This is a genomic window from Haloactinopolyspora sp., from assembly GCF_027324685.1.
GTDB lineage: Bacteria > Actinomycetota > Actinomycetes > Jiangellales > Jiangellaceae > Haloactinopolyspora.
In genome coordinates, this window is record NZ_DAHVSH010000205.1 from 1 (window position 1) to 19,042 (window position 19,042).

Consider the following 19,042-nt stretch of genomic DNA (forward strand, 5'->3'; position numbering starts at 1 on the left):
ACTTTGGCCGGGTGTGCGGCAGCCGGCACAGCGCTGCTCCTGACATCTGCCTGGCCGGCTTCTGCTGCTGAAGATCTCACGACCGACAACTACCGAGCGCCCTCGCCCATCACCAACAGCGACCTCAGCGCTTACGAGTACGCACCGGCTGTCATCCACGACGACGGCCGCTACCGGCTGTGGTACTGCGGCGTCGTGGACGGGCAGGACCCCGTCCCGGGCGATGACATTCTCTACGCCGAGTCCACCAGCCCCAGTGGGCCGTTCACGGCGCCCGACGGCGGCGACCCGCTGGTCGTCTTCGGTGGCACCGGTACCGGCACGTTCGACTCTCAGCACACGTGTGATCCGTCCGTGGTCAAGGTCGACGGCACGTACTACATGTACTACGGCGCCGCGCGCGACGATCAAAGCGGCGACCCGGCGGACAAGGAGACCACCATCGGGGTGGCCCGCAGCACCGACGGCATCAGTTGGGAACGCTTCCACGACGGCCCGATCGTCGTCCCGTCGCACCAGGTCGACAACGGCAACGACTACGGCGCCGGACAGCCCAGCGTGACCTATGTCGACGGCATGTTCTACATGATCTTCACCGACACGACCGGCGCCGGAACGGAACCCAACGGCGCCGGGCAGTTCGCGTGGCGCTCGCCGACGCCGACGTTCGACGACACCGAGGTGTTCACCGCCGACGGCTGGCAGCCCTACTCCGAGGAGAACTCGCGTAGCTTCTCGGTGGTCAACGCATTCTCGGCCGACTGGCAGTACTCCGACGAACTCGAAGCCTTCATCATCGCGCACAACAACGAGCCAGGCGCGACCCAGCTGACGTTCCTGAGCCCGGAGAACCTGGCTGAGCAGCCGTACAACCAGGTCCAGATCGAGGGCGATTTCGTCGAGGGCCCGGGCATCGTGTCCACGCCGGACAAGCACGCCGTCGACGACCCCGACGCCGAGTGTGGCCGAGTGCCGATCGACGTCATGCACGCAAGCACGGGTAACCCGCCGCAGGATCTGGTGCACAAGGGCATCGACATCATCGCCGAGCAGGACTGCACGCCGGAGCCGACCGAGACGCCGACTCCGACCGAGACGCCGACTCCGACGGAGACCCCGACGCCCACCGAGACGCCGACTCCGACGGACACGCCGACGCCCACTGAGACGCCGAGCCCGACCGCGACAGAGACGCCGACGGAGTCGTCCACCCCGGAACCCACGGCGACCGAGACCACGCCGCCGGACGATGACGACGACCTGCCCGACACCGGTGCCGGGATGAACACCCTGGCCGGCCTCGGCCTCGGCCTGTTCGGCGCCGCCGCGGGCGCGTTCGTCCTCAGCAGGCGAGCGAACCAGGCCGGCTGACGCTCCACACGACCCACGTCACATCCCAAGTGATGCGACGTGGGTCATTTTTTTTGCCGCCTACGTCGATTTTCGAGCGGCTCCCCCGACGTACCGGGTGAAGGGCACGAACTTCATCCGGACCATCGAGAGGGACTACCGTGACGACGATCATCGCCGCAGAGCGCGACCAGCGGGCGGGGCGGCGTGAGTGGATCGGGCTGGCGGTGCTGGCTCTGCCCACCCTGTTGCTCTCGCTCGACATGAGCGTGCTGTACCTCGCCCTGCCCCACCTCACTGCCGATCTTGCCCCGAGCAGCACTCAACTGCTCTGGATCACCGACATCTACGGCTTCATGGTGGCCGGCTTCCTGATCACGATGGGCACCCTGGGCGACCGCATCGGACGCCGTAAGCTGCTCATGATCGGCGCAGCCGCGTTCGGGGTGGCCTCGGTGGTCGCGGCCTATTCGAGCAGCGCCGAGATGCTCATCGCCACGCGCATGCTGCTGGGCATCGCCGGGGCGACGCTGATGCCGTCGACACTGGGCCTGATCAGCAACATGTTCCTGGACGCCAAGCAGCGTTCGGTCGCGATCAGTGTGTGGATCAGCTGCTTCATGGGCGGCACCGCCATCGGCCCCGTGGTCGGGGGCGTGCTCCTCCAGTGGTTCTGGTGGGGCTCGGCGTTCCTGCTGGGTGTGCCGGTCATGGTCATTCTGTTGGTCGCTGCGCCGATCCTGCTGCCAGAACACCGCGACGCCAGCGCCGGGCGCATCGACCTTGCCAGCGTCGCGCTGTCGCTGGGCACCATCCTCCCGGTGATCTACGGCCTGAAGGATCTGGCCAAGGACGGGATGCAGACCACTCCCGTCGTCAGCATCGCCGCCGGCCTCGTGATCGGCCTCGCCTTCGTCCGCCGTCAGCTGCGGCTGGCCAGTCCGCTCCTGGACCTGCGCCTGTTCGCCAACCGGACGTTCACCACGGCGATCGGCGTCATGATGGTCGGCGCCGTCGTCATGGGCGGGATGTTCCTGTTCATCAGCATGTACCTGCAGCTGGTCGAGGGGCTGACGCCGCTCGCCGCGGGGTCGTGGCTGGTCCCCCCGGCCGCGGGCATGATCGTCGGGTCGATGCTCGCGCCCGCGCTGGCCCAACGGGTCGGCCGCGCCCAGGTCATCGGAGGCGGCATGATCTTCACCGCCATCGGATTCGTGGTGCTGACCCAGGCCAGCTCGAGTGGCGGGCTCGGCGTCGTCGTCACCGGCCTGGCCATCGCGACGCTGGGGCTCGGCCCCGGCGCGGCCCTGGTGACCGACATCGTCGTCGGTTCGGTGCCGCCCTCGCGTGCCGGGTCGGCGGCCTCGATGTCGGAGACGAGTGGCGAGTTCGGCATCGCCATCGGTATCGCGATGCTCGGCAGCCTCGGCACCATGATCTACCGGGATTCGGTGACCGTGCCGGCCGGCCTGCCCAGCGAGCTCGCGGCTGCCAGCCGCGACACTCTGGCCGGCGCAGTCGCAGCCGCGGAGCACCTGCCGGCCGACGTGGCCGTCCCCCTGCTGGGCTCCGCACGCGCGGCGTTCACCGAAGGCCTGACCACCGTCGCGACATTCGGAACGGTCGTACTGGCTGTCTTCGGGCTGGCCGCTTTGATCGTGCTGCGCCGCAGCATCGACTCGGACGACTCGTCCATCGAAACTTGAGGTCCACGTCGTCGATTGTGAACATCACGAGGCGAATTGCAGCAGGAACAGGGTTGCAAGCCTATTGCTGGTGAGGGAGGCATGGTGGTGCATAGCGGCCGCACCACAGCGCCCGCCGTCTGCGCAGGTCAAAGAGGTGCAAGAACTCCTACACCCAGACCGTCGCGTCAGCCGAAAGTTAGGTTAGGCTGACCTCATGCGCAGCATCCTCAACCGGCACAGCATGGTGGTGCTCACGGCGCTGCTCATCGGCGCCTTAGGCCTCAGCGCCTGTGGCACCGATGACGAGGACCCCGCGACCGACACCCGAACTGGTGCCGACGTAGTCACCGTCGAGCACCAGTTCGGCACGACGGAGGTCGAGCCCGCTCCGGAGCGGATCGTCACCCTCGACGTGCAATGGACCGACGTCATGCTCGCCATGGGCGTGGAGCCGGTGGGCTATGCGGTGGACCCGAACATGCCGGAGTCCGGCGTGCCGTGGCAGGACCTGCCGGCTTCAGCCGAGGCGCTGAACATGGCCGACGGCGTGCCGGTCGAGCAGATCGCGGAGTTGCAGCCCGACCTCATCGTCGGCACCTACTCGATCACCGACGAGGCCGTCTATGACCAGCTCGCGCAGATCGCGCCGACCATCGCGACCCTCGACGCCGCACAGGTCGAGCCGTGGCAGGATCTCGTCCACACCGCTGGGGAGGTGCTGGCCGATCCCGAGGCCGCGGACGAGCTCGTCGCATCGGTGGACGAGCAGGTCGCCGCCGTGGCCGACGACCTTCCCGGCCTGCGGAACAAGACGTTCGCCCTGGCCCAGTACGTCGTGGGCGACGCGATCTACATCGTCGCCGACGAAGCGGACGGCTCCAGCGTGTTCTTCCAGCAACTGGGCATGACGATGTACCCGCCGGTGCGCGACCACGGCGAGAAGACCGGGCAGACGCGGATCAACGTCAGCACCGAACGCTCCGACCTGCTCAGAGCGGACTTTCTGGCGTTCTTGATCAACGGCGGCGACGAAGCCGACCTCGCCGACATCGCGGGCTTCGAACAGCTCCCCGGCACGGTGGCCGTCCTGGATTACGCCACCATCGTCGGCCTGAACACACCGTCGCCACTGTCGATCCCGTATGCGCTCGAGCAGCTACTTCCCTACCTCGAACAGGCAGCCTAGCCACGCGCCAGGGAGCGGGCGATGACCAGGCGCTGGATCTGGTTCGTGCCTTCGAAGATCTGCATGGCCTTCGCCTCACGGAAATAGCGTTCGACCGGGAAGTCGCGGGTGTATCCCGCACCGCCGAAGACCTGTACGGCGTCAGTGGTAGCTCGCATCGCGGCGTCGGTTGCGATGAGCTTGGCGACCGACGCCTCGGTGCGGTAGCTCAGGTCGGCATCGCGCCGCCGCGCCGCGGCGAGGTAGACCGCCCGCGCCGCCTGCACGGCCGCGGCCAGATCGGCCAGCATGAATCCCACGCCCTGGTGGTCGATGATGGCCTGGCCGAACTGCTCGCGCTGCTTGGCGTACTCGACGGCGGAGTCGAGTGCGGCCTGAGCCAGCCCGGTCGCGACCGCCGCGACACCGAGCCGCCCGGTGTCGAGGGCCTCGAGAGCGATGCCGAAGCCCGCGCCTTCGTCGCCGATCCGGCGGTCAGCCGAGATCCGGACGCCGTCGAGGTGGACCACGGCGGTCGGCGATGCCATCAGCCCCATTTTGCGCTCAGGGGTACCGATCGAGAGTCCTTCGACGTCGGCGGGGACGAGGAAGCAGGAGATGCCGCGCGGGCCGTCGTCGGAGGTGCGGGCGAAGACGCTGTAGTAGTCGGCGACGCCGGCGTGGGTGATCCATGCCTTGGTGCCGGTCAGGACGTAGCTGTCGCCGTCACGCACGGCACGTGTGGTCAACGCACCGGCGTCGGAGCCCGAATGCGGCTCGGACAGGCAGTAGGCGCCGAGCAACTCGCCGCCGATCATCTCCGGCAGCCAGCGTTTGCGCTGCTCCGGCGTGCCGTACGTGGCCACCGGCCAACACGACAGGCCATGCACGCTCACCGCGAGCCCCACGCTCGCCCACGCGGTACCCAGTTCCTCGAGCACCTGGAGGTACACCTCGGCCGGCTGGTCACCGCCGCCGAACTCGTCGTCGTAGGGCAGGCCCAGCAGTCCCGCACGCCCGAGGGTGCGGATGGTGTCGCGGGGAAAGCGTCCGGCCTCCTCGGCAGCACCGGCAGCGGGGCGGAGCTCGCGCTCAGCGATCTCGCCGACCAGGTCGAGTAGATCGCGGGCCTCGGGCGTTGGCAGCAACCGGTGCACCGGCACGTCGTCGTACCTCCACGGCTCGCGCCGGCCGGAGATCATCCGCCGGCGTTGGTCGTTACGGTCCGTGCACGTCAACGAAGGATGGTGACCCGCGCCACACGTGCCCGGCGGACTTCAGCCTACCGTGGCTCCGACGCCGCCCTGGCGCGGGTGATCTCGTACAGCGCGACGCCGGCCGCGACCCCGGCGTTGAGCGATTCGACCGCGTCACCGATGGGAATGCGCACCACCAGATCGCAGGCTTCGGCCACCACTCGCGACATACCCGAGTCCTCCGAGCCGACGACGAGGCACAGCGGCTGGTCGAGGACGTCAGCAGCGTCGAGGGTCGTCTCGCCTTCGCCGTCGAGACCGACGACGAACAGGCCGGCCTCCTGGAAGGACCGGAGCGCTCGCGCCAGATTCGTGGCCCGGGCCACCGGAGTGCTCGCCGCCGCGCCTGCAGAGGTCTTCCAGGCACCCGCGGTCATCCCGGCGCTGCGCCGCTCGGGTATGACCACACCGTGGGCACCGAACGCCGCCGCCGAGCGCACGACCGCGCCCAGGTTCCGGGGGTCGGTGACGCCGTCGACGGCGACGATCAGCGGGGTCTGGCCGGTCTCGTGTGCGGCGATGACGAGGTCATCGGGGTGCGCATAGGTGTACGGCGGAAGTGTCAGAGCCAGCCCTTGGTGCACCCCACCGCCGCAGATGCGGTCGAGTTCGGCGCGAGAGATCTCGAGGATCGGCACGCCCTGGGCCACGGCCAGCTCGAGCGACTCGCGCACCCGGGGGTCGCTGTCGAGACGTTCGCCGACGTGCAGCGTCTTGGCCGGCACCTCGGCACGCATCGCCTCGACGACGGCGTTACGCCCGAAGACCACCTCGGCCGAACCCGCCCGTCCACCCGCGCGTGGAGCCGCCCGGTTGGTCCTGCCTTTGGCCGCGGCCGCTGCCGCCTGCCGCGCCTTGGGATGCCCGGTTCGGTCCTTCGCCGCCGGGGTCGGTCCCTTGCCCTTCAACGCCCGACGGCGTTGGCCGCCGGAGCCGACCACCATGCCCTTCTTGGTGCCCTCTTTGCGCATCGCGCCCTTGCGCCGCGAGTTGCCGGCCATCAGCGCTCACGTCCCGGGCTCGTCGGGTCGCTCAGTTCCCAGCGCACGCCGTCCGGGCTGTCCTCGACGATGATTCCGGCGGCTCTGAGCTGGTCACGCAGGGCATCGGCGGTGGCGAAGTCCTTGTTGGCGCGCGCGGCCTGGCGTTGTTCGAGCAGGGCGCGCACCAAAGCGTCCACCACCTCACGTAGCCGTTCGCCGCTGCTGCCGACGGAGTCGAGGCCGACCCACGGGTCAGCCAACGGGTCGAGACCCAGAACCCCGAGCATCGCGCGGACGGAGGCGAGGTTGTCCCGCAATCCGTCACGCTCGCCGGCCGAGAGCATCCGGTTGCCCTCACGAACGGTGTCGAACACCACCGCCAGCGCCTGCGGCACCGACAGGTCGTCATCCATCGCCTCGCCGAAGGCGGGGGGCACCTCGACGCCTGCGTGGACCCCGTCGACGACTTCCGAGGCGCGCACGACGTAGCCCTCGATACGCCGGAAGGCCGCGGCTGCGTCCGTGAGCGCCTCCTCGGAGAACTCGACGTGACTGCGGTAGTGCGCGGCCACGAGGTAGTACCGGAGTTCGATCGGGCGCACCCGCCGGACCACGTCGGACACCAGCAACGAATTGCCCAGCGACTTGCTCATCTTCTCGCCGGCGGTGGTCACCCAGGCGTTGTGCATCCAGTACCGTGCGAAGGCCTGTCCAGCCGCGCGAGACTGGGCCAACTCGTTCTCGTGGTGTGGGAAACGCAGGTCGATACCGCCGCCATGGATGTCGAACTCGGTCCCCAGGTACTTGGCCGCCATCGCCGAGCACTCCAGGTGCCAGCCCGGCCGCCCGCGCCCGTACGGGCTACGCCACGACGCCGACTCCGGTTCATCCGGCTTGTGCCCCTTCCACAGCGCGAAATCACGCGGGTCGCGCTTGCCGCGTGGATCGGCGTCCGCTGCCGGCTCCATCTCGTCGACCTTCTGCCCGGACAGTTCGCCGTAGGCCGGCCAGGACCGCACGTCGAAGTAGACGTCGGCCGAGCCGTCGGTGGCGGCGTAGGCATGACCACGCCCGATGAGTTCATCGATCAACTCGAGCATCTCCGGGATGTGTCCGGTCGCCCGTGGCTGGTACGTGGCAGGTGTGCAGCCGAGGATCTCGTACGCGGCGTCGAGTGCACGCTCGTTCTCGTAGGCCCACGCCCACCACGGCCGGCCGGCCTCGGCGGACTTCGCGAGGATCTTGTCCTCGATGTCGGTGACGTTGGCGACGATGGTGACCTCGTATCCCGCGTACTCCATCCAGCGTCGCAGGACGTCGAAGACGACCTCCTTGCGGATGTGACCCACGTGCGGTGGGCCCTGCACGGTCAGCCCACAGTGGTAGATCCCGACGCGCCCGGGGACGATCGGGACGAAGTCGCGGATTGCACCACTGGCTGTGTCGTACAGGCGAAGACTCACCGGACAAGGGTAGCCATTGCATGGCGGTACACCACACCATCACGGCGACTCAGCCGGGAATGGGGGACAATGGTCGTGAGCCATGCCACCGATGACGCCCTGCCATGACCACTGACCTGCCCGATGGAGCGCCTGACGTGATCGAGCCGAATCGCTCGAATGACCGGCGGCGCATGCCCCCTTGGGCGGCGTCAGCTCTGCTGGGCCTGCTCGCGGCCGGCGTACTCGGGCTGATGACCTGGCAGATCGCCATCGAGGGGCCGTTCAAGGCCTGGGACTGGCCCGTTCACGTCTATCTGGACGCCCGGCAGCCGACCGGCTGGCCGCGTAGCATCCTCAACGCGCTCGCCAGCCTCGGCGGACAACGGCTCTACACCCTGCCCATCATCGTGGGCGTCGGGGCGTGGGTCGCGTACAAGCAGCGTAGCCTCCGCCCGCTGATCGCCATCGGCGCAGGCTTGGCGACGGTCTTCTTCATCGGGTACTGGATCAAGTTCGGCCTGAGCCGCACCCCGCCGGCCAGCGGCGAGGACGTCTTGTACGGCGTCGGCCAGGCCTTCCCGTCCGGGCACACGGCGAATGCGACGCTCACCTGGCTCCTGCTGGTCGTCGTCTTGTTCGGCCAGCAGGGCCTCAAGCCCGACCCGGTACGGTTCCGCCGCTGGATCAAGCCGGCCGCCGTGGCGGTGTTCGTGTCCGGCGCGCTCATGACGGCGCTGGACTACCACTGGCTCAGCGACATCCCCGGTGGCTGGGCCCTCGGCGCGCTGGCCCTGATGGTTTCGGTGACGGTGTTGCGGCTGCCGCCCGTTCCGTGGCCACGGCGCCGTTCACGTGCGGAGATCCGTCCGGAGGTCACCCACCGGACCACCACACCGGGGCACCCCCGGCGATCCGACCTCAGCGGGGCCTGACGTGAGACTCTGACTCATATGGCCGTCACTGATGAAGCGATCGACAAGCTCAAAGCGATGATCGTCACCGGCGAGCTGCGTCCCGGTGATCGCCTGCCGCCGGAGAAGGAACTCGGCGAGCGCCTCGGGCTGTCACGGAACTCGTTGCGCGAGGCGGTCAAGGCGCTGGAGCTGATCCGGGTGCTCGACGTCCGGCAAGGCGATGGCACGTACGTGACGAGCCTCGAACCGGGCTTGCTGCTCGAGGCGCTGTCGTTCGTCGTCGACCTGCATCAGGACGACTCGGTGCTCGATCTGCTGCACGTCCGGCGCATCCTCGAGCCGGCCGCCGTCGAACTGGCCGCGCAACGGATCGATGCCGAGACCATCGCTTGCCTGCGCGAACTCAACACCGCGGCCGAGAAGGCCGAGGACGTCGACGAGCTCGTCGAACTCGACGCGGAGTTCCACCGGCTGATCAACACCTCATCCGGCAACGAGTACCTCGCCCGGCTGCTCGAGGGCTTGTCCAGCGACACCTCGCGGGCCCGCGTGTGGCGCGCCATCACCGAGGCCAGCGCCGTCGACCGGACCATCGCCGAGCATCGCGCCATCGTCGACGCTCTGGCTGAGGGCGCTGCCGACGTGGCCCGGTCGTGGACGACCGTGCACATCGCCGGCGTCGAGTTGTGGATCAGGCGCGCGGCCGACCTACCGTGACAGCGGCATCACGACCCGTTCGACCACTCCGGACCGTCGGGGAAGCGGAAGGAGTCTCGGGACGAAGCGATGATCTGCGCACCACTGCCAGGCTCGGACGGCGCGACGTATCGGCCGCGGTCGACGCGTACCGGGGTGGTGAAGTGCTCATGCAGATGATCGACGTGCTCGATCGTGCGCCCGGCCATACTGCCGCCGACGGCCACGTAGTCGAACATCGCCAGGTGCTGCACGACTTCGCACAGCCCGACGCCACCGGCATGCGGGCACACCGGAACGCCGAACTTCGCCGCGAGCAGGAGGATGGCGATGTTCTCGTTCACGCCGGCGACTCGGGTCGCGTCGATCTGGACGACCTGTGTCCCCCCGACCTGGAGTAACTGTTTGAACATGACCCGGTTGGCGACGTGCTCGCCGGTGGCGACCCGGATCGGCGCGATCCGCTCGGCGATGGCCGCATGCCCCAGGATGTCGTCCGGGCTGGTCGGCTCCTCGACCCACGCCAGGTCGAACTCGGCGAGCTCCTTGATCCAGCGCACGGCGTCGTCGACGCCCCAACGCTGGTTGGCGTCGATGGCGATACGGATGTCCGGGCCGACCACGTCGCGGGCGAGGGCCAGCCGGCGCCGGTCGTCGTCGAGGTCGGCGCCGACCTTCAGCTTGATCAGCGTGAACCCGTCCTCGACGGCTTCGCCGGCCAGGCGGGCCAGCTTCTGGTCGTCGTAGCCGAGCCAGCCGGGCGTCGTGGTGTAGGCGGGGAAACCCTGCGTACGAAGGTTGGCCATGCGCTCAGCGCGGCCGTCGCTCATCCGCTCCAAGAGCCGCAGCGCCTCGGTGCGGTCGAGCACGTCGGTGAGGTAGCGGAAGTCGACCAGATCGACGATCTCGGCCGGCGACAGTTCAGCGAGGACCTGCCACAGCGGCTTGCCCTCGCGCTTGGCCCGCAGGTCCCACATGGCGTTGACGACGGCGCCGATCGCCATGTGCATGACGCCCTTCTCCGGTCCGAGCCAGCGCAACTGAGAATCGTGCACGAGCTCGCGCCACAGGCCACCGAGATCGGCGATCATCGCCTCCACGTCGCGCCCGAGCACCAGCGGACGCAGCGCGTCGATGGCAGCGACCTGCACGTCGTTGCCCCGGCCGATCGTGAAGACGAAGCCATGACCCTCCAGCTCGTCGGCGGCGTCGGTGCGTACAGTGACATACGCGGCCGAATAGTCCGGGTCCGGGTTCATGGCGTCGGACCCGTCGAGGAATCGCGACGTGGCGAAGCGCAGATCCGACGTCTCGATCGCGGCGATGATGCTCATCCGGAGACCTTTCTGAGGTTCGCGGTAACGCTGGGACATCCGATGAATTTCGACCAGTATCGCATGAACGCGCAGTATTGCCATGGCTCAGGTGACCGGACAGACCACTGATCCGGCCTTATCATAGGATGTCTCGTGGAAACATCCTCGACAGTCGGGAGCAGATGATGGGCGACTTCGACGGCCGCTCTGCCGTGGTCACCGGCGGCGCTTCAGGTATCGGACTGGCTACCGCCACCCTGTTGGCCAAGCAGGGTGCTCAGGTCGCCGTCCTCGACCGGGTGATCGACGACGTACCGGCCGCCCTGGTCCCCCTGCGCTGCGACGTGACCGACGACGCCTCGGTGCGCTCAGCCGTCGACGACGCCGCGGCCCGATTCGGCGGCCTCGACATCCTCGTCAACAACGCCGGCATCGGAGCAGCGGGAACCGTGGCCGACAACGACGACGACGAGTGGCTGCGGGTCTTCGACGTCAACGTGTTCGGCATGGCCCGGGTGAGTCGCGCGGCGTTGCCGTACCTGCGCTCGTCACGCCATGCCGCCATCGTCAACACCTGTTCCATCGCGGCCACGGCGGGCTTGCCGCAGCGAGCGCTGTACAGCGCCAGCAAAGGCGCGGTCCTCTCGCTCACCCTGGCGATGGCCGCAGACCACGTTCGCGACGGAATCCGGGTCAACTGCGTGACCCCCGGCACCGCCGACACGCCGTGGGTCGCCCGGCTCCTCGACGCCGCGGACGACCCGGCGGCCGAGCGAGCGGCGCTGGAGGCCCGGCAACCCACCGGTCGCCTCGTCTCGGCTCACGATGTCGCGGCCGCTATCGCCTACTTGGCGAACCCGGTGGCAGCGGCGTCGGTCACCGGCACGTCGCTGGCCGTCGACGGTGGCATGCAGGGACTGCGACTACGCCCCGGTTCGTGACGGTCCGGACACCATGGCGACGGCCATCGCGGCCACGCCCTCGCCGCGGCCGGTCAATCCGAGCCCGTCCGTCGTGGTGCCGCTGACAGTGACCGGTGCTCCAACGGCCGCCGAGAGTGTCGCCCCGGCCTCCGCACGGCGGCTGCCGACCCGCGGCCGGTTCCCGATCACCTGCACGGCGACGTTGACGATGTCGTAGGACTCCGCCCGCACGAGTCGGGCCGCCTCGGTCAGCAAGGCGACTCCGGACGCCCCGGCCCATTCGGGCCGGTCCGAGCCGAACACCGAGCCCAGATCGCCCAGCCCCGCCGCCGACAACATCGCGTCGCAGGCCGCGTGCGCGGCCACGTCGCCGTCGGAGTGCCCGGCACATCCGGCCGGCTCGTCCGGCCAGAGCAGTCCGGCGATCCAGCACGGCCGTCCGGCCTCGAGCGGGTGCACATCGACGCCGATGCCGACTCTCGGTGTCACGGTGCGGGCTTCGGTGCTGGTCGTGATCGTGCCGCGACGATCTCTGCGAGGGCGAGGTCGAGGGGCCGGGTCACCTTGAAGGCGTCCGGATGCCCGGTGACGACCTGCACCGGCACGCCGAGCGCCTCGACCATCGAGGCGTCATCGGGGGCTTCGTCGGCGCCGGCCGCGGCGTGGGCCCGCAAGAGCAGGCTGCGCCGAAAGCCCTGCGGCGTCTGGATAGCGCGCAGCCGAGCGCGTGGCAACGTGGCCCGCACACCGCCTTCGTCGTCGACCTCCTTGAGGGTGTCGACGACCGGCAGGCCGGGGATCACCGCATCGTGGTGATCCAGCACGGCCCGGGCCACGTCGTCGTACAGTTCTGCAGGCGCGAGACAACGCGCGGCGTCATGGACCAGGACGACGTCGGCCGCAGCGGGCACGACGTCGAGTCCGCGGGCCACCGACGCCTGTCGAGTGGCGCCGCCGGCCACGACGGTGGACGTCGCCAACGACGCGGCATGAGCACGGACGAGCTCGGCCATGTGTTCGACGTTGGCCTCGGGCGCGACCACGACGAGATGACGTACCTGTGACGCCGCGATGGCCCGGACGGCATGCTCGACCATCGACATACCCGCGACCTCGACCAACGCTTTGGGACGCGACTCGCCGAGCCGCTCACCTCGCCCTGCGGCGACCAGCACACAGGCGACGTCGTCAGCTGCACTCACGCGCCCGATCCTTGCAGATGACGAACCGACCCCGCCCTGGCACCTGGCCAGTGCGGGGTCGACGCTGTGGTTCGGTCAGCCCGTCAGCACTTCGTCGAGAAGTGTCTCGGCCTTGTCTTCGTTGGTGTTCTCGGCCAGCGCGAGCTCGGAGACCAAAACCTGCCGGGCCTTGGCCAACATCCGCTTCTCGCCGGCGCTGAGTCCCCGGTCGCGCTCCCGGCGCCAGAGATCGCGCACGACCTCAGCCACCTTGATGACGTCACCGGAGGCCAGCTTCTCGAGATTCGCCTTGTACCGTCGCGACCAGTTGGTGGGCTCTTCGGTGTGCGGCGTCCGCAGCACTTCGAAGACACGATCGAGGCCTTCTTGGTTGACCACATCGCGAACGCCGACAAGATCGACGTTGTCCGCCGGGACGCGCACGGTCAGATCACCTTGGGTGACCTTCAGGACGAGGTACTGGCGTTCCTCTCCTTTGATGACACGAGACTCGATCGCTTCGATGAGCGCAGCCCCGTGATGGGGGTAGACAACCGTCTCGCCGACCTTGAAAGTCATGTGTTTCTGTCCCCTTTCCCCAAGCCATGGTAGCACGATTTTCCGCCAACGGACGAGCATTTGTGCTGGTCAGGAGCGGAGCTGGGGCTTGACAAATGGCCATTGGCTGTGCAGGTGCCACCTGTCACACGTTGGGATCGGCCATACACGACAGCCGCTGACCAGCTCCCACGAGCGCCGATACACCACCGTCTGACGCGGTGAGCGCGTCGTCGGTCAGGCACCTCGGCGCAAGCCGCCGAGGCCTCGCCGGTACCCTGGTTCGCGGGTTTGTGGTCAACCACCATTCAAGGAGTACCAGGTGAAGTTCGCTGTCCGGCGCCGAGTTCTCGTCGCTGTTCCAGTCGCCGTGGCTCTGGGGCTCGCCGGATGCAGCATCCACGAGCAGACGCAGGGCTGGTACGAACCCGCCAACGGCGTGAGCACCGAGACCGACGACCTGCTGCTGCGCAATGTCCTGGTCGTCGCTGACGACACCGGGCGGGCCACCCTCATCGCCTCGGTGTCGAACGAGGGTGCGGACGACGACGAGTTGGTCGAGGTGGTCGTGGGCGACGCGACGGCCCAGCCCGCCGAAGGCCCGATCGAGATTCCGTCCAACGGATACGCCACCATCGGACCTGACGCCGAGCGCATCGACTTCGACGACACCGACGCCGAGCCCGGGCACACCATCGACGTGGAGTTCCGCTTCGCACGCTCGTCGCGGGCGTCGGTGGAGGCCCTGGTCATGGAGGCCAAGGGCGACTTCGCCGACGCATTGCCGGAGGAGCAAGCGACGCCTGGGCTCCAGGAGACACCCGGCGGCCAGGAGACACCCGGCACCACCGAGACCCCCGGCGCTGAGGAAACCCCGGGCAACGAAGAGACCCCCGGCACCGCCGGCTAGGCCCCGCACCGGCGGGTCCGTCAGGCATCGAGTTTGTAGCCCAGACCGCGAACGGTCAGGAGATAGGTTGGCGCCGCCGGGTCGGGCTCGATCTTCGCTCGAAGCCGTTTGACGTGCACGTCCAGGGTCTTGGTGTCGCCGACGTAATCCGCACCCCAGACCCGGTCGATGAGCTGTGCCCTGGTCAGGACTCGCCCGACGTTGCGCAGCAACATCTCCAGCAGTTCGAACTCCTTCAACGGCAAGCGCACCGAGGCACCATCCACGGTGACGGTGTGCCGCTCGACATCCATCCGGATCGGGCCGGCGCTGAGCACCGACGAGCTGGGCTCAGGCGGCTCGGTTCCCCGCCGCAGGACGGCGCGGATCCGGGCGACCAGCTCGCGCGACGAGAACGGCTTCGTCACGTAGTCGTCGGCACCGAGTTCGAGCCCGACCACCTTGTCGATCTCGGAGTCCTTCGCCGTCAGCATGATCACCGGCACGTTGGAGCGCTGGCGAATCTGGCGGCAGACTTCGGTGCCGGGTAGGCCGGGAAGCATGAGGTCGAGCAGGACGAGGTCGGCTCCGTCCTGGTCGAACGCCTTCAGAGCGTCGTCCCCGGTGGCCGAGACGGCCACGTCGAACCCTTCCTTGCGCAGCATGTACGACAGCGCATCGCTGAACGAGTCCTCATCTTCGACGACGAGCACGCGGGTCACGGCGACTCCTTACCAACCGGTGCGTCGAGCCTGGACGGTTGTCCGGCCCGGAGGACGTGCAGCGGCAGGCGCAGGGTGAACGTCGACCCGGACCCTTGCACGCTCCACACCCCGACGTCGCCGCCGTGGCTGGCGGCGATGTGCTTGACGATCGACAACCCGAGGCCGGTGCCGCCGGTGGCACGCGACCGTGCGGGATCGACGCGGTAGAACCGTTCGAAGATGCGCTCGATCTCGCTCTCGGGGATGCCGTAGCCCTGATCGGTCACGCTGATCTCGACCAGCTCGTCGCTGCGGCGGGCGGCTACGGCGACCCGGGTGTCCGGCGGGCTGTACATCACCGCGTTCTCGACCAGGTTGCCCAGCGCGATGACCAGCTGCTCGTGGTTGCCGAGCACCTGTAGCCCCTGCGTGCCGCCCGCGGTGAGGCGGACCTGGCGGTTCTCGGCATCGACACGAGTGCGGTCCAGGGCATCGCGTACGACGTCGTCGACGTCGACCACCTCGGGCGAGTCGACGGGATCGTCGTATTGCAACCGGGACAGATCGATGATCTCTTGCACCAACCGGGTCAGCCGGGTGCCTTCGTGGTGCATCCGGTCGGCGAACCGGCGAACCGCCTCGGGGTCGTCGCTGGCGTCCTCGACCGCTTCGGCCAGCAGCGTCAACGCCCCGACCGGTGTCTTGAGTTCATGCGACACGTTGGCCACGAAGTCGCGGCGCACTTCGTCCAACCGGGCCGCTCGGGTGCGGTCCTCGATCAGCACCAGCAGGAGGCGTCGATTGAGCGGTGCCACCCGGGCGGCGACGTGCAACGGCTGCGTGGCCCTGCTCGGCCGTGGGATCTCTAGCTCCACCTCGCGGATCGCGCCGTCGCGTCGAACGTTCTCGGTGAGCTCGACGAGTTCCGGGATGGCCAGCCGTTCGTGGCGTACCAGGCCGAACGCGTAGGCCGAGGCACTGGCCTTGATGACGGCCAGGTCGCCGTCGAGCAGGATCGCGCTCGCGCGAAGGACGGACACCACTTCGTCCACGCCCTCCGGCACCACTGGTGGGGGCTCGGGGACGGGGCTACGCTGCGCTCGTTCGCTGGCCCGGAAGGCGAGCCCGGCCGCCAACCCGACGGCGACGCCCACACACCCGGCCAGTGCGCCCACGGTCGCAGCATCCACGTTCACCGATGGTAAGCGCCTGCGGCGCTCTCTTCTCGACTTCGAACAGTTCACCTGCCGATTCCGAGCGTCTGTTCACGCAGACTTCCCGAGCGGTTCACCTCGCGACGCCGTCTGTCAACCATCAGCGCCTAGCGTGGTCGCCGGGACGTGGCAGCACGCCCGACCTCAGCACGACGACGACGGGATGACGACACGCATGCGCCAGGCCTACCGCGACCAGCTGGACGGCGTGACCGGCCAGCTGGTCGGCATGATCCGTAAAGCCGGCGATCAGATCCGACGGGCCACGACGGCATTGCTCGAGGCCGATCTCGAGCTCGCCGAGCAGGTGGTGACGGCCGACTCCGGTATCAACCGCGATCAGCACAGCGTCGACGAGCAGGTGCTTCAGCTCATGGCGACCCAATCCCCGGTCACCACCGAGCTGCGCGAGGTGACCTCCGCGCTGCGGATCACCGCCGATGCCGAACGCATGGGCGACCTCGCCGTCCACGTCGCCAAGATCGCCCGGATGCGCTACCCCGACAACGCGGTTCCGCACGACATGCGTTCGACCTTCGCCGCGATGGGCCGCGCCGCCGAAGAGATGGCCGGCAAGGCCGCGGCCGTCCTGCTGAGTCGAGACGCTGAGGCGGCCGCCGAGCTCGCGCAGGACGACAACGAGGTCGACCAGCTGCATCGCTCGTTGTTCCGGGAGCTGCTCGACGAGCGCTGGGATCGCGGCGTCGAGGTCGCCGTCGACATCGCGCTGCTCGGGCGGTACTACGAGCGATTCGCCGACCACGCCGTCGAGATCGCCACGAACGTCCGCTACCTGGTCACCGGCGAGATCGAGTGGGCGAACACCACCCGGCGCTGAACACCCGCGACCTTGCGTCACCACGCTAGACCGGGTGCTGTCCGCCGAAAGTCGGCGTCGAGCAGGTCCTGTCGATGACGCCACCCGGTCGCCTCGACGATCTGCTCCAGCGAGGCGTGATATCGCGAACGCACATCCGTCGCGCCGAACCGCAACAGCGACATGTGCAGCTCGGCGGCAAAGCGGTTCTCGCGACGGTTGTCCAGCGTGCGCTGCACCGAGTCGTCGTGGTAGGCGCCGTCGTACTCGAGCCCGACTGGATGCGGTGTGTCTCTGATGTACAGATCTGGAATCCCGACCATGGTCCGCCCGCGGTCGGCGTAATGTGCGACGTTGACGATCGGCTCGGGCAGCCCGCCGAGAACGACGATCATTCGTAACCGCGACTCGCCGGGGGAACGGGACCGGCACGAAGCCAGCTCCACCGCCATGCGCGCCTGCCGCACCCCAGGCCAGCCGCGGTGCAGCTCGACATAGGCGCTGAGCCACGGCAGCGTCAGCACTCCGGCGAAGGCGAACGCGTCGGCGACGGTGACAGCTTCGACCAGTGGGCGATCCCGCATCAGCTCGAAGCATGTTCGAAGCACCGATGTGGTGGGAGCATCGTGGACTTCGACCAGGTCACCGACGCAGCCGTCGGACAGTTCAGGCACCTCCGACAGCATGGTCGGCAGGAACTCGAGACGGCGCTGACGCGCGCCGGCCAACGCGGTGCTCGACGCCGTCGTCGGGCGCGCGAACTCCAGCGGAACCACCTGCCCGGGTCGTGGCTGCCACACCCCGTGCAACCACGCTGCCGTCCTGCCCCTGACGACCCCGTCGGGCGGCAGCACCGCACGAAGCGCCTGGGCACGTACAGCATCAGTCTCGGGCAGGTCGACGTGACGGTATACATCGCGCAGGATCCGCACCCACACCTTCGAATCGAGTTGGCGTCGAGTGAGCAAACCGGATGCGACGGCGTCCGACCCACGGAACGGGATGCGGCGCAGGGTGTCGGGAACGTGGGCGACGCGAGGCATGCTCACATACCACCCGCCGGACGTCACCGATGCCAGGGGAGTGAGCTTGCCTGTGGAAAACCCCGCGCGTCTTCTGGAGGGTCTTCCACCCTTCACCTCCAGCTGAAGGGTGGAAAACCCTCCAGAAGGTGAAAACAAGAGCGCCGGAGTCAGCGGCCCTGATTCTTCACGGCCTCGATGGCTGCTGCCGCGGCGTCCGGGTCGAGGTACTCGCCGCCACGGCGTACCGGGCGCATCGACTCGTCGAGTTCGTAGAGCAGCGGCACACCGGTGGGGATGTTCAGCCCGGAAATGTCGTCGTCAGAGATGTCGTCGAGGTGCTTGACCAGCGCACGCAGCGAGTTGCCGTGTGCGACGACGGCCACGGTGACACCGGTGCGCAGGTCCGGAACGATGGCGTCGTACCAGTACGGCAGGAATCGGTGCAGCACGTCCTCGAGGCACTCCGTGGCCGGCATCAGCTCCGGCGGCAGGTCGGCATAGCGCGGGTCACCGGTCTGCGCGAACTCCGCGTCAGGGTCGATGGGCGGCGGCGGGGTGTCGTACGAGCGGCGCCAGAGCATGAACTGCTCTTCGCCGAACTCGTCGAGCGTCTGCTTCTTGTTCTTGCCCTGCAACGCCCCGTAGTGCCGCTCGTTGAGCCGCCACGAGCGCCGTACCGGGATCCAATGCCGGCCGGCGGCGCCGAGCGTGAGGTCGGCGGTCCGGATGGCGCGGCGCAGCACGCTGGTGTGCACCACGTCCGGCAGCACACCCCGAGCGGTCAGCAACTCACCAGCACGTCTGGCCTCAGCTTCGCCGGTGGCGGTCAGGTCGACGTCGACCCAGCCGGTGAACAGGTTCTTCGCGTTCCATTCACTCTCGCCGTGGCGGACCAGAAGCAGCTGATACGTCATGGGC

The 19,042-nt window shown here is 68.5% G+C and carries 19 protein-coding genes; 8 read left to right on the forward strand and 11 right to left on the reverse strand.

Features of this window, described 5'->3' with window-relative positions; translation table 11 throughout:
• The 3 genes from M6444_RS21895 to M6444_RS21905 form a co-directional block, all read left to right on the forward strand.
• The coding region (locus tag M6444_RS21895) for an LPXTG cell wall anchor domain-containing protein (RefSeq protein ID WP_298332408.1) at positions 1-1,371 on the forward strand (1,371 nt) is incomplete at its 5' end.
• A 140-nt stretch (positions 1,372-1,511) separates the two neighbouring features.
• Positions 1,512-3,056, forward strand: coding sequence for an MFS transporter (locus M6444_RS21900; protein WP_298332411.1), 1,545 nt, complete (start codon positions 1,512-1,514; stop codon positions 3,054-3,056).
• Positions 3,057-3,252: 196 nt separating this feature from the next.
• Positions 3,253-4,224 carry an ABC transporter substrate-binding protein gene (locus M6444_RS21905; protein ID WP_298332414.1) on the forward strand — a complete coding sequence of 324 codons (972 nt, stop codon included), beginning with the start codon at positions 3,253-3,255 and terminating at the stop codon, positions 4,222-4,224.
• On the opposite strand, the gene M6444_RS21910 is transcribed toward M6444_RS21905, so the two are convergent.
• From M6444_RS21910 to cysS, 3 genes are all read right to left on the reverse strand, one after another.
• Positions 4,221-5,366 (reverse strand): acyl-CoA dehydrogenase family protein, encoded by a 1,146-nt coding sequence (locus tag M6444_RS21910; RefSeq protein ID WP_363326467.1) that lies wholly within the window; start codon positions 5,364-5,366, stop codon positions 4,221-4,223. The genes M6444_RS21905 and M6444_RS21910 overlap by 4 nt on opposite strands.
• 119 nt (positions 5,367-5,485) lie before the next feature.
• Positions 5,486-6,460 carry a 23S rRNA (guanosine(2251)-2'-O)-methyltransferase RlmB gene (gene rlmB, locus M6444_RS21915; protein WP_298332420.1) on the reverse strand — a complete coding sequence of 325 codons (975 nt, stop codon included), beginning with the start codon at positions 6,458-6,460 and terminating at the stop codon, positions 5,486-5,488.
• Entirely contained in the window at positions 6,460-7,905 is a 1,446-nt protein-coding gene (gene cysS, locus M6444_RS21920) for a cysteine--tRNA ligase (protein WP_298332423.1), read from the reverse strand. The genes rlmB and cysS overlap by 1 nt, the downstream gene beginning before the upstream one ends.
• Before the next feature lie 173 nt (positions 7,906-8,078).
• On the opposite strand from cysS, the gene M6444_RS21925 reads away from it, so the two are divergent.
• Both M6444_RS21925 and M6444_RS21930 read left to right on the forward strand, forming a co-directional pair.
• On the forward strand, positions 8,079-8,819 hold the full coding sequence (locus M6444_RS21925; RefSeq protein WP_298332425.1) for a phosphatase PAP2 family protein: 741 nt from the start codon (positions 8,079-8,081) through the stop codon (positions 8,817-8,819).
• 18 nt (positions 8,820-8,837) lie between these two features.
• The gene (locus M6444_RS21930) at positions 8,838-9,518 is read left to right on the forward strand and encodes a FadR/GntR family transcriptional regulator (protein ID WP_298332428.1); all 681 of its coding nucleotides are present in this window, start codon (positions 8,838-8,840) and stop codon (positions 9,516-9,518) included.
• An 8-nt stretch (positions 9,519-9,526) separates the two neighbouring features.
• On the opposite strand, the gene M6444_RS21935 is transcribed toward M6444_RS21930, so the two are convergent.
• A complete protein-coding gene (locus M6444_RS21935) occupies positions 9,527-10,831 on the reverse strand; it encodes an enolase C-terminal domain-like protein (RefSeq protein ID WP_298332431.1) in 1,305 nt (434 codons plus the stop codon).
• A gap of 167 nt (positions 10,832-10,998) precedes the next feature.
• Here M6444_RS21935 and M6444_RS21940 point away from each other — a divergent pair, with 167 nt between their 5' ends.
• Complete coding sequence (locus M6444_RS21940; protein ID WP_363326468.1) at positions 10,999-11,754, forward strand: SDR family oxidoreductase; 756 nt, start codon at positions 10,999-11,001, stop codon at positions 11,752-11,754.
• On the opposite strand, the gene ispF is transcribed toward M6444_RS21940, so the two are convergent.
• From ispF to M6444_RS21955, 3 genes are all read right to left on the reverse strand, one after another.
• Positions 11,737-12,225, reverse strand: a complete 489-nt coding sequence (ispF, locus tag M6444_RS21945) for a 2-C-methyl-D-erythritol 2,4-cyclodiphosphate synthase (RefSeq protein ID WP_298332438.1) — start codon at positions 12,223-12,225, stop codon at positions 11,737-11,739. The two genes, M6444_RS21940 and ispF, sit on opposite strands and share 18 nt — an antisense overlap.
• Positions 12,222-12,938, reverse strand: a complete 717-nt coding sequence (gene ispD, locus M6444_RS21950; protein WP_298332441.1) for a 2-C-methyl-D-erythritol 4-phosphate cytidylyltransferase — start codon at positions 12,936-12,938, stop codon at positions 12,222-12,224. Before ispD ends, ispF begins: the two co-directional genes overlap by 4 nt.
• A gap of 75 nt (positions 12,939-13,013) precedes the next feature.
• Positions 13,014-13,496 carry a CarD family transcriptional regulator gene (locus M6444_RS21955; protein WP_298332444.1) on the reverse strand — a complete coding sequence of 161 codons (483 nt, stop codon included), beginning with the start codon at positions 13,494-13,496 and terminating at the stop codon, positions 13,014-13,016.
• 301 nt (positions 13,497-13,797) lie between these two features.
• Between M6444_RS21955 and M6444_RS21960 the strand changes: the two genes are divergently transcribed.
• Positions 13,798-14,385, forward strand: a complete 588-nt coding sequence (locus M6444_RS21960; protein WP_298332447.1) for a hypothetical protein — start codon at positions 13,798-13,800, stop codon at positions 14,383-14,385.
• Positions 14,386-14,405: 20 nt separating this feature from the next.
• On the opposite strand, the gene M6444_RS21965 is transcribed toward M6444_RS21960, so the two are convergent.
• Complete coding sequence (locus M6444_RS21965; protein WP_298332450.1) at positions 14,406-15,086, reverse strand: response regulator transcription factor; 681 nt, start codon at positions 15,084-15,086, stop codon at positions 14,406-14,408.
• Positions 15,083-16,264, reverse strand: a complete 1,182-nt coding sequence (locus tag M6444_RS21970; protein WP_363326466.1) for an ATP-binding protein — start codon at positions 16,262-16,264, stop codon at positions 15,083-15,085. The genes M6444_RS21965 and M6444_RS21970 overlap by 4 nt, the downstream gene beginning before the upstream one ends.
• Positions 16,265-16,457: 193 nt before the next feature.
• Here M6444_RS21970 and phoU point away from each other — a divergent pair, with 193 nt between their 5' ends.
• Complete coding sequence (gene phoU, locus M6444_RS21975) at positions 16,458-17,120, forward strand: phosphate signaling complex protein PhoU (protein ID WP_363326469.1); 663 nt, start codon at positions 16,458-16,460, stop codon at positions 17,118-17,120.
• A gap of 17 nt (positions 17,121-17,137) precedes the next feature.
• On the opposite strand, the gene M6444_RS21980 is transcribed toward phoU, so the two are convergent.
• Together M6444_RS21980 and M6444_RS21985 are read right to left on the reverse strand one after the other, a co-directional pair.
• Entirely contained in the window at positions 17,138-18,142 is a 1,005-nt protein-coding gene (locus M6444_RS21980) for a hypothetical protein (protein ID WP_298332458.1), read from the reverse strand.
• A 149-nt stretch (positions 18,143-18,291) separates the two neighbouring features.
• Complete coding sequence (locus M6444_RS21985) at positions 18,292-19,038, reverse strand: phosphoglyceromutase (RefSeq protein WP_298332459.1); 747 nt, start codon at positions 19,036-19,038, stop codon at positions 18,292-18,294.
• Between the last annotated feature and the right edge of the window lie 4 nt (positions 19,039-19,042).

Coding starts and splice junctions, on each gene's coding strand:
- M6444_RS21940 (WP_363326468.1), top strand. CDS start 10,999: ATGGGCGACTTCGACGGCCGCTCTGCCGTGGTCACCGGCGGCGCTTCA.
- M6444_RS21980 (WP_298332458.1), bottom strand. CDS start 18,142: ATGCCTCGCGTCGCCCACGTTCCCGACACCCTGCGCCGCATCCCGTTC.
- M6444_RS21925 (WP_298332425.1), top strand. CDS start 8,079: ATGCCCCCTTGGGCGGCGTCAGCTCTGCTGGGCCTGCTCGCGGCCGGC.
- phoU (WP_363326469.1), top strand. CDS start 16,458: ATGCGCCAGGCCTACCGCGACCAGCTGGACGGCGTGACCGGCCAGCTG.
- M6444_RS21905 (WP_298332414.1), top strand. CDS start 3,253: ATGCGCAGCATCCTCAACCGGCACAGCATGGTGGTGCTCACGGCGCTG.
- M6444_RS21930 (WP_298332428.1), top strand. CDS start 8,838: ATGGCCGTCACTGATGAAGCGATCGACAAGCTCAAAGCGATGATCGTC.
- M6444_RS21935 (WP_298332431.1), bottom strand. CDS start 10,831: ATGAGCATCATCGCCGCGATCGAGACGTCGGATCTGCGCTTCGCCACG.
- M6444_RS21985 (WP_298332459.1), bottom strand. CDS start 19,038: ATGACGTATCAGCTGCTTCTGGTCCGCCACGGCGAGAGTGAATGGAAC.
- rlmB (WP_298332420.1), bottom strand. CDS start 6,460: ATGGCCGGCAACTCGCGGCGCAAGGGCGCGATGCGCAAAGAGGGCACC.
- M6444_RS21955 (WP_298332444.1), bottom strand. CDS start 13,496: ATGACTTTCAAGGTCGGCGAGACGGTTGTCTACCCCCATCACGGGGCT.